We start from the raw sequence: 14,240 nt of genomic DNA on the forward strand, positions 1-14,240 counted from the left end.
CCGACGCTATAAGCCCGGCTCTTAGTCGGAGTGTGGCTCAGCCCGGTAGAGCACTGCGTTCGGGACGCAGGGGTCGCAGGTTCGAATCCTGCCACTCCGACCATTCTTTCAAGCACTTATAGTTTCTGTGTTTTTCGTGCGCAACGACATGCGCATCGATTTGAAGCGCGGCCATGTCGGTCGATTTCGGGACGCCGGTCCCTCTTATCGGCGATTCGGGACCATTGGAGCGCGCGAGGGTAACGGCCCCTGACGTGATGTTGCGTAGCACGTCACCAAGCACCACACGGTCTCCCTTCGGATCTCTCGGGCGATCCTGTCCGGCATCAAAGCACGAATAGCCCGCGGCGAGTAGTGCTCAGCTTGCCGGCGCGCGAATACCTGTCAGGGGTTGCCGACCTCGAAGGCCAGCAGAACGTTGCCGGGCAGCCCGCTCCATTGCGCGTAGCCGGAATTGACGTACAGCATGCCATCGACGACGACCGGGCCGGGTCCGTCCATGGCGCCGCCATGGGCCGCAACGCCGTTGACCGTGGTGTAGTCGCGGGCGGTGTCGATTTCCCAAAGCAACCGTGCGTCATCGGTCGCGTAGGCGCGCAGGAAGCCACTCACGCCGCCCGAGAAGACGACGCCGGGAATGACGGTGACCGCCGCGGAGAGCGCGGGACTGCATTGGGGGCGGTCGCCACAGGCCACCGGCGCGACCTGCATCGCAATCTTCCCGGTCGCAAGATCGAGTCCGAACAGGCCGCCACCTTCGCTTGAATTCAGACGCCGGGTGCCGTCCCTTAGAAATCGTACGTCCGAATTGGCGACATAGATTCGGTCCTGGTCGGCGGCGGAACCCCACTCGGTCCCGCCCAACGCGCCACCCTTGCCGATCCGCGTCTGCCACAGGATCTTGCCCTCATGGTCGGGATCGAGCGCGTGGACCACGCCGGATTTCTGGCCGATCACCAGTGCGCGCTGTCCGTTATGCAAGGTCATCAGGATCGGCGATTGGCCGAAGTCATGGTCGGGGCCGCGGTCCTCAGGACAGTTGCTCTGATCGGTGCCGAAACACGCAACGACGAAGCTGTCCTTCGGCGTGGCCTGCTGATGCCACAGCGTTCGGCCGGTCGCGAGATCGAGCGCGAGGATGGCATCGCTGGTGTCGGTTGCCGGGTCGGCATAGCTGTTCGAGGTCGCGACATAGAGCGCCTGGCGCTGCACATCGATCGTCGGCGCTGACCAGACCGACGCGCCGGCCGGACCGAACAGTTGGGTCCCGATGGCGTTCGCCCGTGTCGGATGCGGTGCCTCGGGGATCGTGTAGGCCTTCCAGATCTGTGCGCCGGTCTCGGCCTTCAGCGCAACGACGCTGCCGCGAAACGTACAGCACTGGTAGGTGGGGCGAGACCCGATGGCCTCCTCGATCGATGAAACGCCGACATAGACGACGCCGGAATAGAACACTGGCGCACCGGTAATCCGGGCCGCCACATGATCGTCGACCTTGCTCTTCCAGATCAGTTTGCCGGTCGCGGCATTGAGGGCGTAGACGTTGGCACGCACATCACCAAAAAAGATGGCAGGCTGGCCGTTGTCCAGCGGGGCAAAGCTGATGGCCGTCCGCACCGGCGCCTCGGTCGGAAACGCCCAGCGCGTGCAGCCACTTTTGGCGTCGAGGGCATGGACCTTGCGGTCGCCGCCGCCGACGAACAGCAAGCCGCCGACGACAGCCGGCTGCGCGTTGGCGTTGGACGTGTCAGGAAATCCGAACGCCCATTTCAGACGCAGTCGCGGGACCTGATCTTGCGCGAGGCCGGCCATTGCCGCCGGCTGAAACCGGCTGTTGTTGATATCCGCGCCCCAACCGTTCCACCGCGGCCCGTCGATCGGCTGCGGAAAGCCGGTCTCGTTCTGCGTGCATTGGCCCGCGCTCTCGGCTGCCTGGAGCGACGCGGCCTTTCCGGTGACGAGTGAGGCGATCGCCGCCCGCTCGTCGCTGGTCAGTCCCTGCGCGAAGGATGCCATCGGGCCGGTGGTCATCGCACCAAGCACCTCGTCGAACGATCTGGATTGCAGCGCAGTGCGGCTCGGCGCGCGAACACCCGTGTTGCTGCTGTCGTGACATTGCGCGCAGCGTTGCGCGTAGAGGTCGGCACCGCCTTGCTGTGCGGTTGCGGGCAGGCAAGACGAGATCAGGGCGACGGCAATCGCAGCACTCAGTTTCATCGTGATTCACCGGCGTGGGCTTTGATGAAGAGAGCGATCGCAGCGTAGCACAATCTTCTGGCTGCATCGTGCCTGGCGGAGGCCGGCGGCATGCATGACGACGCAAGATCCGATCGCCGCCGCCTTCAATTCGAGCGCCCGCCCGCGCGATCTCCCATTGACAGGTCGGCCGATGTGATAGAATTATAACACAATAAGTTGCAAAAATAACAACATGTCACCATCGTACCAGCGCCTCGCGCGGTCGACGGGAGGAAAATTTGGAATTGTCCGGTTCGACCGCAGCCGAGCCTCGGCCGTCGACGGCGCTGTTGATGGTCGGTGGCATCAGCAAGCGCTTCGGCGGCGTGCGGGCATTGCGCGACGTCAACCTCGAGGTCCGGGCCGGCGAGGTGCACGCGCTGCTGGGCGAGAACGGGGCCGGCAAGTCCACGCTGATCAAGATCCTCAGTGGCGTCCATGCGGCCGACAGCGGCACGATCGAGATCGCCGGCAAACCAGCGACGTTCGACAGTCCGGCTAGATCGCGCGAGGCGGGCATCGCCGTCGTCTATCAGGACCTTAGTCTCGTCGAGTCGCTGAGCGTCGCCGACAATCTGTTGCTCGGCCGCGAGCCGCGTACGCGGTTCGGCTTTGTCCGCAAGCGCGAACTGATGGCCAGGGCCGGGACATTCCTGAGCGAGCTCGGCATTCCCCTTGATACCAAGGCGACGGTCGGCTCGCTGCCGTTCGCCTACCGCCAGATGACGGAGATCGCCAAGGCGCTGATGGGCGAGGTGCGCCTGTTGATCCTCGACGAGCCGACATCGTCCCTGACTTCGGATGAAGTTCGCATCCTGTTCGATGCGATCGGCAAGGCGACGCGCCGCGGTGTCGGCGTGATCTATGTGACCCATCGGCTCAACGAGGTCTTCGAGATCTCGCAGCGTGTCACGGTGCTACGCGACGGCGCCAATGCCGGCACGTTCGTCACCGCCGAGACCGACATGAAGCGGCTGGTGAACGCCATCATCGGCACCGACCGATTGGCGCCCGCGGCGTTGCGCGCCGAGGCTGCGGCCGCGCGTTCGTTCGATCCGTCGCCGGTCCTGTCGTTGTCGGGCGTGTCGAACGATCGCCTGTCGGCCGTCGATTTGTCCGTCATGAAGGGTGAGATCCACGGCCTTGCCGGACTGATCGGCAGCGGACGCACCGAGGTCCTGGAGACGATCTTCGGTCTTCGGCCGGTCGACAGCGGCGCCTGCCAGATCGACGGCCGGCCGTGGCTGCCGAGGAGCCCGGCCGATGCGATCGCACAGGGTGTCGCGCTGGTGCCGGAAGACCGGCACGTGCAGGGCCTGGTGCTGGATCATTCGATCGAGCGCAACATCACGTTGCCGCGGATTCCGCATTTCTCGCGCTGGGGCTTCATGCAGCAGCGCGCCGCCGCACGGCGTGCCGACGCTGCGGTGGCGAAGCTATCGGTGAAGGCACAAGGCGCCTTGAGCCTCGTCAGGACATTGTCCGGCGGCAACCAGCAGAAGGTCGTGTTCGGAAAATGGAATGATCCGCGGCCGCGCGTGCTGCTGCTCGACGAGCCGACGGTCGGCGTCGACGTCGGCGCGCGCGAGGAGATCTACGGCGTGATCCGCAATGCTGCCCGCGACGGCACCGGCGTCCTGGTGGTCTCGTCGGACCTCGTCGAACTGATCGAGCTCTGCGACCGTATCTCCGTGATCGTCGATGGACGCGTGGCGCGAACGCTGGTGCGCGGGGAGATCGATGATGCCGAAGAGCTCCATCATCTGCTGCAGATCTACCAGGCTTCCGAACAAGGCGTATTGCAAGAGCCACACGCATGACCGAACTGACTGCGCCCAACCTCGTCGCCTCGTCGACCCGATCCGATCGACGCCGCAAGCTGCTGCAGAATCTGCTGCGGGGCGAGCGGCCCTACATGCTGTACATCGCCTTCGTGGTGCTGCTGGTCGTGTTCAGCCTGTCCTCGCCCTGGTTCCTGTCGGTCGACAACTTCCTGAACATCGGACGCCAGACCACGCTGGTCTCGATCATCGCGGTCGGCATGACCTTTGTGATCATCGCGCGCCAGATCGATCTGTCGGTCGCGTCGACCTTGACGCTGTCGGGCATGGCCGCGGCGCTCGCGATGAGCCAGATCAACAACAGCTGGATCGTCGGCGCCGCTGCCGGGCTCGGCACCGGTGCGCTGGTCGGGCTGCTCAACGGCATCCTGACCACGCAGCTCTCGATCCCGTCGTTCCTGGTGACGCTGGGTTCACTCAGCATGGCACGCGGTTTGGCGATGATGGTGACCAATACCAAGCCTGTCATCATCACCAACGAGACCTATTTCGCGATCTTCGGTGAGGGCTCGTTCCTGGGCATACCGGTTCCGATCGCCTGGACGCTGGTGGCGATGATCGTCGGCATCCTGCTGCTGCACTATAACGTGTTTGGCCGCCGCATCTATGCGGTCGGCGGCAATCCGACCGCGGCGCTGTATTCCGGCATCAACACCAAATGGGTGACGACCGCGGCCTTTGTGCTGACCGGCGCGCTCGCCGGGCTTGCGGCGCTGGTGCTGTCCGCGCGCTCGCACGCCGCGCGGCCCGACGTCGTGCAGGGCATGGAGCTTGACGTCATCGCCGCCGTGATCCTCGGTGGTTGCAGCCTGTTCGGCGGGCGTGGCTACATCCTGGGGACGCTGTTCGGCAGCCTCATCATCGGCACGCTCAACAACGGCCTCGTGCTGCTCGGCGTCAGCTCGCCGCTGCAGCTCGTCATCAAGGGAGCGATCATCGTGGCCGCGGTCGCCTTCACGAAACGCTAGAGCACGATGGCGCAGCGCGTGGGCCGCACGGTCAGGCGTTGCAAGGGTAAGGGCAAGGTCGCCGGCCTCCGGTCAATCGGCGACCAAAACGGGAGGAAACAATGAAGCCAATCTTGCGACAAACCCTGCCACTGACCGCGCTGATCGCGGCGACGGCCATTTCGATCGCCGCCTCGGCTCGCGCCGAAGTGCCTGCAACCTGCGTCAAGGGCGTCGATCTCGCGACGCTTGGACCGAAATCGATCGTCGGTCAGGGGCCTCATGGCGAGAAGGCCGCCTCGCCCGAGGTGCTGGCGCTGTCGGACGCCGATGCCGCCAGGATCAAGGAGAAGCATTTCAAGGTCGGCATCTCCATGCAGACCGTCAATCTCGACTGGGCGCAACTGCAGATCCAGGGCATCACCGACACGCTGAAGAAGTATGGTGTGACCGTCACCGGCGTCGCGTCCGCCGAATATCAGGTCGACAAGCAGATCGCCGACATCGAGAACACCATCCAGCAGCATCCGGATGGCATCATCTCGATCCCGGTCGATTTCACCGCGACCGCGCCGACCTACAAGAAGATCGCCAAGGCCGGCATCAAGCTGGTGCTGATGGACAGCATCCCGACCGGCCTGAAGCATCCGGAGGAATATGCGTCAATGATCTCCGCGGACAGTCAGGGCAACGGCCAGATCGCGGCCCAGATCCTGGCGTCCTGCGTCGCGCAGGGCGGCACCATCGGTCTCGTCAATTTCGGCGTCGACTATTTCAGCACCAACGAGCGCACCAAGGGCGTCCGCGAGTGGATGCAGAAGAATCGTCCCGACATCAAGATGAAGCAGGTCGACTTCACCGACCCGCCCAAAGTGTCGCAGATCGCGGGCGACTTCCTCACCGGCAATCCTGATATCAAGGGCCTGTTCGCGGTCTGGGATCAGCCGGCGCTGGATACGCTGAGCTCGATGCGCGCGCAGGGCATCGACATTCCGGTCACCACCGTCGATCTCGGCCTGCAATCGGCGATCGAGATCGCCAAGGGCGGACCGCTGAAGGCAACCGGATCGCAGCGTCCCTATGACCAGGGTGTCGCGGAAGCGATGGCGATGATGAACGCGCTGCTCGGCAAGGAAACGCCGGGCTGGATCGGCGTGCAGTCGCTGCCGGTGACGCAGTCCAACGTGCTGGAATCCTACAAGACGGTGTTCAAGAAGGAGCCGCCGCCGGAGCTGACCGACGCCTGCAACAAGGCGAAGCCTGCCTGCAACTGAGCTACGGGAGTTCGATGCGTGGTCCCGCGAGCCCGCGCATCGTGAGCAGCCTGATCCGGGCGTGCCAGCCCCCGCTCGGATCAGGTTGCGCCGGTCACGTATTCGACGGGAAGGCTGCGGAAGTGCTTGCGCATGTCCGCTGACGCCGCGCCGCCGACGATGATCCGCGAGAACGCGCCGATATCGGAGAAGAATGCCGATTTGAGGCTGCCGAGCTTACTCGCGTCGATCACCAGGATGCTTTCCATCGCGGTCTCGATGACGGCCTGCTTGACGGCGACTTCGTGAAAATTCGAGCAGCTCGCGCCGCGGGTCCAGTGCACGCCGCCTGCGGAGATGAAGGCCTTGTTGATACCGAGCCGCCGCAGATAGGACAGGCCGTCGTCCGACGCAAAGGATTGCGACGACGGATGGTAGAGCCCGCCCATCACCATCACCTGCGTGGCCGGCCGTCGCGTCACGATCGACGCCACGTTCATCGAATAGCAGATCACCGAAAGCGGCAGGTCCTCGGGCAGGCAGTCCGCCAGCGACTGCATCGTTGTGCCGCAATCGATGAAGATCGTATCGCCTTCCTTGATCGAGGCCGCGGCAGACCGGCAGGCCAGACGCTTGTCCTGGGTGTGCTGATCGATCTCCTGCTCGAACGTGTACTTGACCCCGGTCGGCGACGCCGCATTGACGACGTAGCCGCCGAGCAGCGCCAGCGCGGCGTCCGGCCCGGCGAGATCGCGCCGGACCGTCATTTCGGACACCTTGAGGAGCTCGGCGGCGTCCTTCAGATGCAGCGTGCCGCTCGACTCGACGGCGCGGCGCAGCCTCTGCAGGCGCTGCACGCGCGTCTCGCTTGGTCGTGCGTTCGATGTTTCAGTCATTTTGATCGCCGGGCTTGCTTATCCGATTGACAATGATCTTACAATGTTGTGAGTTTATCAACGTCGATTTGTTACAATAATAACATCCAGTTCGGCGGGCTGATCGAGGGTCGGGGACGATGTCGTCCTCAGGCAGTCGGCAAACCCCGCGGCAAGGTCAGGGAGGATCACATGTTGCGATCGACACATTCAGTCTATCTGGCGATCTCGTCGATTCGCTAGGACCGCACGGCGCCTCCATGACGCAGAGCGTCTTCATACAGAATCCGTCCCCATTGGCCGCGCAGCCGCCTTCCCCGGGCGGCGAGCATCCGCTCCCGCGCAACAGCGGCCGTGCGCTCGAGATGGATTGGGTCGACGAGATCAGGATCAATCTGTCGGCCGCCGAACGCCGCGTTGCGAGCCTGCCGGGCCGGCGCACGGTCAAGAAGGACGCGCAGGCGGCGTGGCTTCTCAAGGCGATCACTTGCATCGACCTGACGACGCTCAATGGCGACGATACGACCGAACGGGTGAAGCGCCTCTGCGCCAAGGCCAAAGCGCCGGTGCGCGGCGACCTTCTCGAGCGTCTCGGCTTTGCGGGCCGCGAGCTGCATACCGGCGCGGTCTGTGTCTACCATCGGTTCGTGGCGACGGCCGTCGAAGCGCTCGAAGGATCCGGCATCCCGGTCGCTGCGGTCTCGACCGGATTTCCCGCAGGTCTCGTGCCGCACGATCTGAAGCTGAAGGAGATCGAGGCGTCGGTCCGCGATGGCGCGGAGGAGATCGACATCGTCATCACGCGTGAGCATGTGCTGACCGGCGATTGGCGGGCGCTTTACGCCGAAGTGCGGGATTTCCGCGCCGCCTGCGGCGACGCCCATCTGAAGACGATCCTGGCCACCGGCGATCTCAAGACGCTGCGCAACGTCGCCAAGGCGTCGATGGTCTGCATGATGGCCGGAGCCGACTTCATCAAGACCTCCACCGGCAAGGAAGGCGTCAACGCGACGCTGCCGGTGACGCTCGCGATGCTGCGGATGATCCGCGTCTATCAGGAGCGCACCGGCTACCAGATCGGCTTCAAGCCGGCCGGCGGAATCTCGACGGCAAAGGACGTGCTCAACTATCAGTTCCTGATGAAGGAGGAACTGGGACGCGACTGGCTCGAGCCGGACCTGTTCCGCATCGGCGCCTCCAGCCTGCTCGCCGATATCGAGCGACAGCTCGAGCATCACGTGACTGGCCACTATTCGGCCTTCAATCGCCACCCCGTGGGATGAGACTCCAGCGATGAGCGTCGCAAACTATTTCGAGACCATGGAGTATGGCCCCGCGCCGGAGGCTGACGGCGAGGCACGCGCCTGGCTGGCGCGGCATGACGCCGTGTTCGGGCATTTCATCGCCGGCAAGTTCACAGCGCCGCATGCCGGTAAACACCTCACGACGACCGAGCCCGCCACCGGCAAGTCGCTGGCGCGCATCGCGCAGGGCGCTGCTGCCGATGTCGAGGCGGCGGTTAGCGCCGCGCGCACCGCGCAGGCAGCGTGGGCAAAGCTCGGCGGTCACGGCCGTGCGCGTCATCTCTATGCGCTGGCGCGCATGCTGCAGCGTCACGCCCGGCTGTTCGCCGTGCTGGAGGCGATCGACAACGGCAAGCCGATCCGGGAAACCCGCGATCTCGACGTGCCGCTCGCTGCGCGCCATTTCCTCTATCACGCCGGCTGGGCGCAGCTGCAGGAGCGCGAACTCGCCGATCAGGTGCCGGTTGGCGTGATCGGGCAGATCATTCCGTGGAATTTCCCGCTGCTGATGCTGGCCTGGAAGATCGCGCCGGCGCTGGCCGCGGGCAATACGGTGGTGTTGAAGCCGGCGGAGTTCACCTCGCTCACCGCGCTGCTGTTCGCCGAGCTTTCGGCTGAGGCCGGCTTGCCGCCGGGCGTGTTGAACGTCGTGACCGGCGATGGCGCGACCGGTGCATTGCTGGTCGAAAGTTCCGGTGTTGACAAGATCGCGTTCACCGGCTCGACCGAGGTCGGGCGGCTGATCCGCCAGTCGACCGCGGGCACCGGCAAATCGCTGACACTCGAGCTCGGCGGCAAGTCGCCATTCATCGTGTTCGACGATGCCGATATCGACGGCGCGGTGGAAGGCGTGGTCGATGCCATCTGGTTCAACCAGGGGCAGGTCTGCTGCGCCGGCTCGCGGCTGCTGCTGCAGGAGGGGATCGCGGACACTTTCCGCAGGCGCCTGATCCGCCGCATGGAGACGCTTCGCGTCGGCATGCCGCTCGACAAGGCGATCGACATGGGCGCGGTGGTCGCGCCGGTTCAACTCGAACGGATCAAGTCGCTGGTCGAGACCGGAGTGAAGGAGGGCGCCGAGAAATATCAGGCGTCCGGTGCGATCCCGGCGGAAGGATGTTTCTATCCGCCGACCTTGCTCTGGAACGTGCATCCGTCCTCGACGGTTGCGACCGAAGAGATCTTCGGCCCTGTCCTGGTGGCGATGACGTTTCGCACCCCCGACGAGGCCGTGATGCTCGCCAACAACACGCGCTACGGCCTTGCCGCCAGCGTGTGGAGCGAGACGATCGGTCTGGCGCTCGATGTCGCGCCGAAGCTCTTGGCCGGCGTGGTCTGGGTCAACGCCACCAATCTGTTCGACGCCAGCGTCGGCTTCGGCGGCTATCGCGAGTCCGGATTCGGCCGCGAGGGCGGCCGTGAAGGCATGTACGAGTATCTCAAGCCGAAGGCCTGGAGCGGGCGCAAGGCGCGGACCAAGGCATCGCCGCTGCCGACGGCTTCTGGCGCCAGCGCCGGATTCGATGTGCCGCCGATCGATCGGACGGCAAAACTGTTCGTCGGCGGCAAGCAGGTGCGCCCGGACGGTAATTATTCGCGTCCGGTGATGTCGCCGAAGGGCCGGCGCCTCGGCGAGGCAGGCGAGGGCAATCGCAAGGATATCCGCAATGCGGTGGCCGCGGCGCGCTCCGCCGAGTCCTGGACGCGGGCAACGGCGCATAATCGCGCCCAGATCCTCTATTACCTTGCCGAGAATCTTTCCGCGCGCGGCGACGAATTCGCCCGGCGCATCGCCGACATGACCGGCGTGTCGGCTGCGAAGGCGCGCACGGAAGTCGATGCGAGCATCGAGCGGTTGTTCAGCTATGGCGCCTGGGCGGACAAATTCGAAGGATCCATCCACGCGCCGCCGCTGCGCGGCGTGGCGCTCGCGATGCATGAGCCGATTGGCGTGGTCGGCGTCGCCTGTCCCGACGAGGCGCCGCTGCTCGCCTTCATCAGCTTGGTGGCGCCGCTGATTGCGATGGGCAACCGGGTGGTCGCCCTGCCCAGCGAGCGGCATCCGCTCGCCGCGACCGACTTCTACCAGGTGCTGGAGACCTCGGACGTGCCGGGCGGCGTGGTCAACATCGTCACCGGCGACCACAGCGAGCTGGTCAAGGTGCTCGCCGAGCATGACGATGTCGACGCGCTCTGGGCGTTCGGATCGCAGGATGCCTCAGCGGCCGCCGAACGGCTGTCGATCGGCAACCTCAAGCGCACGCTGGTCGATCATGGCCTCGCGCTCGATTGGTACGACAAGGCCGCGAGCGAGGGCCCGATCCTGCTCCGCCACGCGGTGCAGGTGAAGAACATCTGGATTCCGTACGGCGACTAGCGACGTCACCTTGCGGTGATATCGATGGGGTTCGGACCGTCAGAGTCCGGCGAGTTTGAAGACAAGGGAGGGACGCAACATGCTCAAGGGCATCGATCCACTGCTCAATGCCGACGTGCTCTACGCCCTGCGGGCGATGGGGCATGGTGATCGTCTGGTGGTGTGCGATACCAATTTTCCGGCCGACTCGATCGCGCGCCAGACGGTTCTCGGCCGGTTGCTGCGCATCGACAATGTCAGCGCGGCCAGGGCGATTGAGGCGATCCTGTCGGTGATGCCGCTCGATACGTTTGTCGACGATGCCGCGATCCGCATGGAGATTGTCGGCCAGGCGCAGGAAGTGCCACCCGTGCAGCGCGAGGTGCAGGTCGCGATCGATCGCGCGGAGGGACGGTCCTGGCCGCTGGTCGGCGTCGAGCGCCACGCTTTCTACGAGAAGGCCAAGGCGGCCTATTGCGTGATCGCGACGGGCGAGCGGCGCTTCTACGGCTGCTTCCTGTTCAGCAAGGGCGTGATCGGGCCGGACGGGGAGTGACGAGATGAGCAAGAGTGGCGTCGCCGTCCTCGGCGTCTTCGTCGTCGACCTCGCGTTCCGCGCCGGCAACATGCCGGCGATCGGCGAGACGATCGCCGGTTCGGGATTCGCGATGGGGCCGGGCGGCAAGGGATCCAACCAGGCTGTCGCGGCCGCGCGGGCCGGCGCCGGCGTGAGCTTCATCTCGCGGATCGGTAGCGACGCCTTCGGTGAGCTTGCGATCAGGACCTGGGAGGCCGAGGGAATTCGGCCGCGCGTGGCCAGGACGGCGGACGCGCCGACCGGCGCAGCCTTCATTTACGTCCATGAGACGCGCGGCGACAACGCCATCATCGTCGTGCCGGGTGCAGCAGGCGGTATCGGCCCGACCGATGTCGACGCGGTGGCGGACGCGATCCGCGACAGCCGCGTGTTCGTGACGCAGCTTGAGCAGCCGCTCGATGCAGCGCGGCGCGGGCTCGAGATCGCGCGCGCCGCCGGCAGCATCACGGTGTTCAATCCGGCGCCGGCGATCCAATTCAACGATGGCCTGTTTGCGCTGTGCGATTATGTCGTTCCGAACGAGACCGAGGCCGAAGCGCTGACCGGGATCGCGGTGGGCGATCTCGCCGGCGCCCGCCGTGCCGGCGACGCCATGTTGGCCAAAGGCGCCGGCACGGCGCTGATCACCCTCGGCGAGCGCGGCGCGCTATTCCATGCGCGGGATCGCTCGCTGCACGTTCCGCCCTTCGCGGCCGGCAAAGTCGTCGAAACCACCGGCGCGGGCGATGCATTCGTCGGCGGCTTCGTGGCGGCGCTCGCGGACGGCGTCGATCCGCTCGAGGCTGCGCGGTTCGGTTCGGCGACGGCGGGAATCTCGGTGACCCGGCCGGGCACCGCGCCCGCGATGCCGCGGCGCGCGGAGATCGAAGCGCTGCTGAGGGGATGATGCTGCGATGATGCGGAATGATCCGATCAAGCATGTCTTCATCTGGCCGGCTGTGCTCGTCGTGCTGGCGATCTCGATATTTCCGCTGATCTATTCGCTGACCACGAGCTTCCTCAGCTACCGCCTGATTCCGCCGATCCCGCCGCGCGTCGTCTGGCTCGGCAATTATGCGACGTTGTTGCAGGAACCGCGGTTCTGGAATGCGCTCTTCACCACGACGCTGATTGCGCTGATCGCGGTCGGGCTGCAATACGCGATCGGGTTCGGCGTCGCGCTGGCGCTGAATGCGAGGGTGCCGGGCGAGCGGCTGTTCCGCGTCGCCCTGCTGCTGCCGATGCTGCTGGCGCCTGTCGCGGTCGCGCTGGTGGCGCGCATGATCTTCAATCCGACGATGGGACCGCTCAATCAGTTCCTGTCGAAGTTCGGCCTGGTAAACCTGCCGTTCCTCACCAATGGACATTGGGCACTCGCCTGCATCATCGCGGTGGAGGTCTGGCAGTGGACCCCGTTCATCATCCTGATGATGCTGGCCGGGCTGCAAACGCTTCCCGAAGATGTCTACGAGGCCGCCGAGCTCGAGAATGCCAGCGCCTGGCAGCAGTTCTGGGGCATCACCTTTCCGATGATGCTGCCGATCTCGGCCGCCGTCGTCTTCATCCGCCTGATCGAGAGCTACAAGATCATGGACACGGTGTTCGTGATGACCGGCGGCGGGCCGGGCGTGGACACTGAGACGCTGACGCTGTTCGCCTATCAGGAAGGCTTCAAGAAGTTCAATCTTGGCTACACGTCGGCGCTCAGCTTCCTGTTCCTGATCGCGATCACGATCATCGGTGTCACGTATCTTGCGCTGCTGCGGCCGCATCTGGAGAAGCGCCGATGAGCGGGCAGGGCTTGACGGGACTGTCGCCATGGAGCCGCCGCCTGGTCGCAGCCGGCGTTCTCGTCTGGTGCCTGATCACGGTGTTTCCGCTCTATTGGGTGGTGGTGACCGCCTTCAAGACGCCGCCCGGCGTCGTCGGCGGACCTACCTATCTGCCGTTCATCGATTTCACGCCGACCTTGCAGCCCTTCATCGATCTCTATCAGGGCATCCGCGGCGAGTTCTTCCGGACCTTCCTGAACTCGACCATTGTTGGCCTGTCCGCGGCAGCGATCGCCACGGCGATCGGCGCGATGGCGGCCTATGCGCTGGTGCGGTTCGAATTCAAGGTCCGCTTCGGCGCGGGCCTCGTGTTCTTCCTGCTCGCGCTCGGCGGCTACCTGCTGTTCAACACGACGTTCGGGTTCACCCGCCCGCAGGCCCTGTTGCTGGCCTTTCCGATTGCGCTGATCGTGGCCGTCGCCGCCAACCGCCTGCCGCTGCCGGGACCGATCCTCGGCAATGAGGACATCCTGTTCTGGTTCGTCAGCCAGCGCATGTTCCCGCCCATCGTCACCGCCTTCGCCCTGTATCTGCTCTACGGCGAGATCGGCCGGCTGGGCTTCCAGCTGATCGACAGCTTTGTCGGCCTGACGCTGTGCTACGTCGCCTTCTCGCTGCCGATCGTCGTCTGGCTGATGCGCGACTTCTTCGAGGCTGTGCCGATCGAGGTCGAGGAGGCGGCGATGGTCGACAATGTGCCGAGCTGGCGCATCTTCTTTGGCATCGTTGTGCCGATGTCGATGAACGGGCTGCTGGCGACGTTCATGATCACGCTGGCCTTCGTCTGGAACGAGTTTCTGTTCGCGCTGTTCCTGACCAATTCCAGATGGCAGACGCTGCCGATCCTGGTGGCGGGACAGAACAGCCAGCGCGGCGACGAATGGTGGGCGATCTCGGCTGCGGCGCTCGTCGCCATCGTTCCCATGATGATCATGGCGGGCCTGCTCAGCCGGATGATGCGGTCGGGCCTGCTGCTCGGGGCCATCAAATAGCAAAAAACCTTGTAGGGAGGACTAG

General features: G+C 65.0%; 11 protein-coding genes and 1 tRNA gene. 10 read left to right on the plus strand and 2 right to left on the minus strand.

The window, feature by feature from the left end:
- Window positions 1-26 precede the first annotated feature (26 nt).
- Window positions 27-103: transfer RNA gene (locus tag QA639_RS11625), tRNA-Pro, on the plus strand.
- A gap of 281 nt (window positions 104-384) precedes the next feature.
- Here QA639_RS11625 and QA639_RS11630 read toward each other — a convergent pair.
- Window positions 385-2,217, minus strand: coding sequence for an outer membrane protein assembly factor BamB family protein (locus QA639_RS11630; protein ID WP_283089797.1), 1,833 nt, complete (start codon window positions 2,215-2,217; stop codon window positions 385-387).
- A 266-nt stretch (window positions 2,218-2,483) separates the two neighbouring features.
- Between QA639_RS11630 and QA639_RS11635 the strand changes: the two genes are divergently transcribed.
- The 3 genes from QA639_RS11635 (at window position 2,484) to QA639_RS11645 (ending at window position 6,300) form a co-directional block, all read left to right on the plus strand.
- Complete coding sequence (locus tag QA639_RS11635; protein ID WP_283089798.1) at window positions 2,484-4,058, plus strand: sugar ABC transporter ATP-binding protein; 1,575 nt, start codon at window positions 2,484-2,486, stop codon at window positions 4,056-4,058.
- Complete coding sequence (locus tag QA639_RS11640; RefSeq protein ID WP_283089799.1) at window positions 4,055-5,047, plus strand: ABC transporter permease; 993 nt, start codon at window positions 4,055-4,057, stop codon at window positions 5,045-5,047. The genes QA639_RS11635 and QA639_RS11640 overlap by 4 nt, the downstream gene beginning before the upstream one ends.
- Before the next feature lie 101 nt (window positions 5,048-5,148).
- Window positions 5,149-6,300 carry a substrate-binding domain-containing protein gene (locus QA639_RS11645; RefSeq protein WP_157340315.1) on the plus strand — a complete coding sequence of 384 codons (1,152 nt, stop codon included), beginning with the start codon at window positions 5,149-5,151 and terminating at the stop codon, window positions 6,298-6,300.
- Window positions 6,301-6,380: 80 nt separating this feature from the next.
- Here QA639_RS11645 and QA639_RS11650 read toward each other — a convergent pair whose 3' ends face one another.
- On the minus strand, window positions 6,381-7,175 hold the full coding sequence (locus tag QA639_RS11650; protein ID WP_028337045.1) for a DeoR/GlpR family DNA-binding transcription regulator: 795 nt from the start codon (window positions 7,173-7,175) through the stop codon (window positions 6,381-6,383).
- 239 nt (window positions 7,176-7,414) lie between these two features.
- Between QA639_RS11650 and deoC the strand changes: the two genes are divergently transcribed.
- The 6 genes from deoC to QA639_RS11680 all read left to right on the plus strand — a co-directional run bounded on the left by deoC (window position 7,415) and on the right by QA639_RS11680 (window position 14,215).
- On the plus strand, window positions 7,415-8,437 hold the full coding sequence (deoC, locus tag QA639_RS11655) for a deoxyribose-phosphate aldolase (RefSeq protein ID WP_050387914.1): 1,023 nt from the start codon (window positions 7,415-7,417) through the stop codon (window positions 8,435-8,437).
- A gap of 10 nt (window positions 8,438-8,447) precedes the next feature.
- On the plus strand, window positions 8,448-10,835 hold the full coding sequence (locus tag QA639_RS11660; protein WP_283089800.1) for an aldehyde dehydrogenase family protein: 2,388 nt from the start codon (window positions 8,448-8,450) through the stop codon (window positions 10,833-10,835).
- 79 nt (window positions 10,836-10,914) lie between these two features.
- Complete coding sequence (locus QA639_RS11665) at window positions 10,915-11,370, plus strand: RbsD/FucU family protein (RefSeq protein ID WP_028337042.1); 456 nt, start codon at window positions 10,915-10,917, stop codon at window positions 11,368-11,370.
- 4 nt (window positions 11,371-11,374) lie between these two features.
- Window positions 11,375-12,298: a ribokinase gene (locus tag QA639_RS11670; RefSeq protein WP_283089801.1), complete on the plus strand. Its 924-nt coding sequence runs from the start codon at window positions 11,375-11,377 to the stop codon at window positions 12,296-12,298.
- A 7-nt stretch (window positions 12,299-12,305) separates the two neighbouring features.
- Window positions 12,306-13,181 carry a carbohydrate ABC transporter permease gene (locus QA639_RS11675; protein ID WP_028337040.1) on the plus strand — a complete coding sequence of 292 codons (876 nt, stop codon included), beginning with the start codon at window positions 12,306-12,308 and terminating at the stop codon, window positions 13,179-13,181.
- The gene (locus QA639_RS11680; RefSeq protein ID WP_283089802.1) at window positions 13,178-14,215 is read left to right on the plus strand and encodes a carbohydrate ABC transporter permease; all 1,038 of its coding nucleotides are present in this window, start codon (window positions 13,178-13,180) and stop codon (window positions 14,213-14,215) included. Before QA639_RS11675 ends, QA639_RS11680 begins: the two co-directional genes overlap by 4 nt.
- Window positions 14,216-14,240 lie beyond the last annotated feature (25 nt).

Origin of the sequence: Bradyrhizobium pachyrhizi (genome assembly GCF_029714545.1) — a bacterium.
Taxonomy (GTDB): domain Bacteria; phylum Pseudomonadota; class Alphaproteobacteria; order Rhizobiales; family Xanthobacteraceae; genus Bradyrhizobium; species Bradyrhizobium pachyrhizi.

Coding starts and splice junctions, on each gene's coding strand:
- QA639_RS11660 (WP_283089800.1), top strand. CDS start 8,448: ATGAGCGTCGCAAACTATTTCGAGACCATGGAGTATGGCCCCGCGCCG.
- QA639_RS11645 (WP_157340315.1), top strand. CDS start 5,149: ATGAAGCCAATCTTGCGACAAACCCTGCCACTGACCGCGCTGATCGCG.
- QA639_RS11640 (WP_283089799.1), top strand. CDS start 4,055: ATGACCGAACTGACTGCGCCCAACCTCGTCGCCTCGTCGACCCGATCC.
- QA639_RS11680 (WP_283089802.1), top strand. CDS start 13,178: ATGAGCGGGCAGGGCTTGACGGGACTGTCGCCATGGAGCCGCCGCCTG.
- QA639_RS11670 (WP_283089801.1), top strand. CDS start 11,375: ATGAGCAAGAGTGGCGTCGCCGTCCTCGGCGTCTTCGTCGTCGACCTC.
- deoC (WP_050387914.1), top strand. CDS start 7,415: ATGACGCAGAGCGTCTTCATACAGAATCCGTCCCCATTGGCCGCGCAG.
- QA639_RS11665 (WP_028337042.1), top strand. CDS start 10,915: ATGCTCAAGGGCATCGATCCACTGCTCAATGCCGACGTGCTCTACGCC.
- QA639_RS11675 (WP_028337040.1), top strand. CDS start 12,306: ATGATGCGGAATGATCCGATCAAGCATGTCTTCATCTGGCCGGCTGTG.
- QA639_RS11630 (WP_283089797.1), bottom strand. CDS start 2,217: ATGAAACTGAGTGCTGCGATTGCCGTCGCCCTGATCTCGTCTTGCCTG.
- QA639_RS11650 (WP_028337045.1), bottom strand. CDS start 7,175: ATGACTGAAACATCGAACGCACGACCAAGCGAGACGCGCGTGCAGCGC.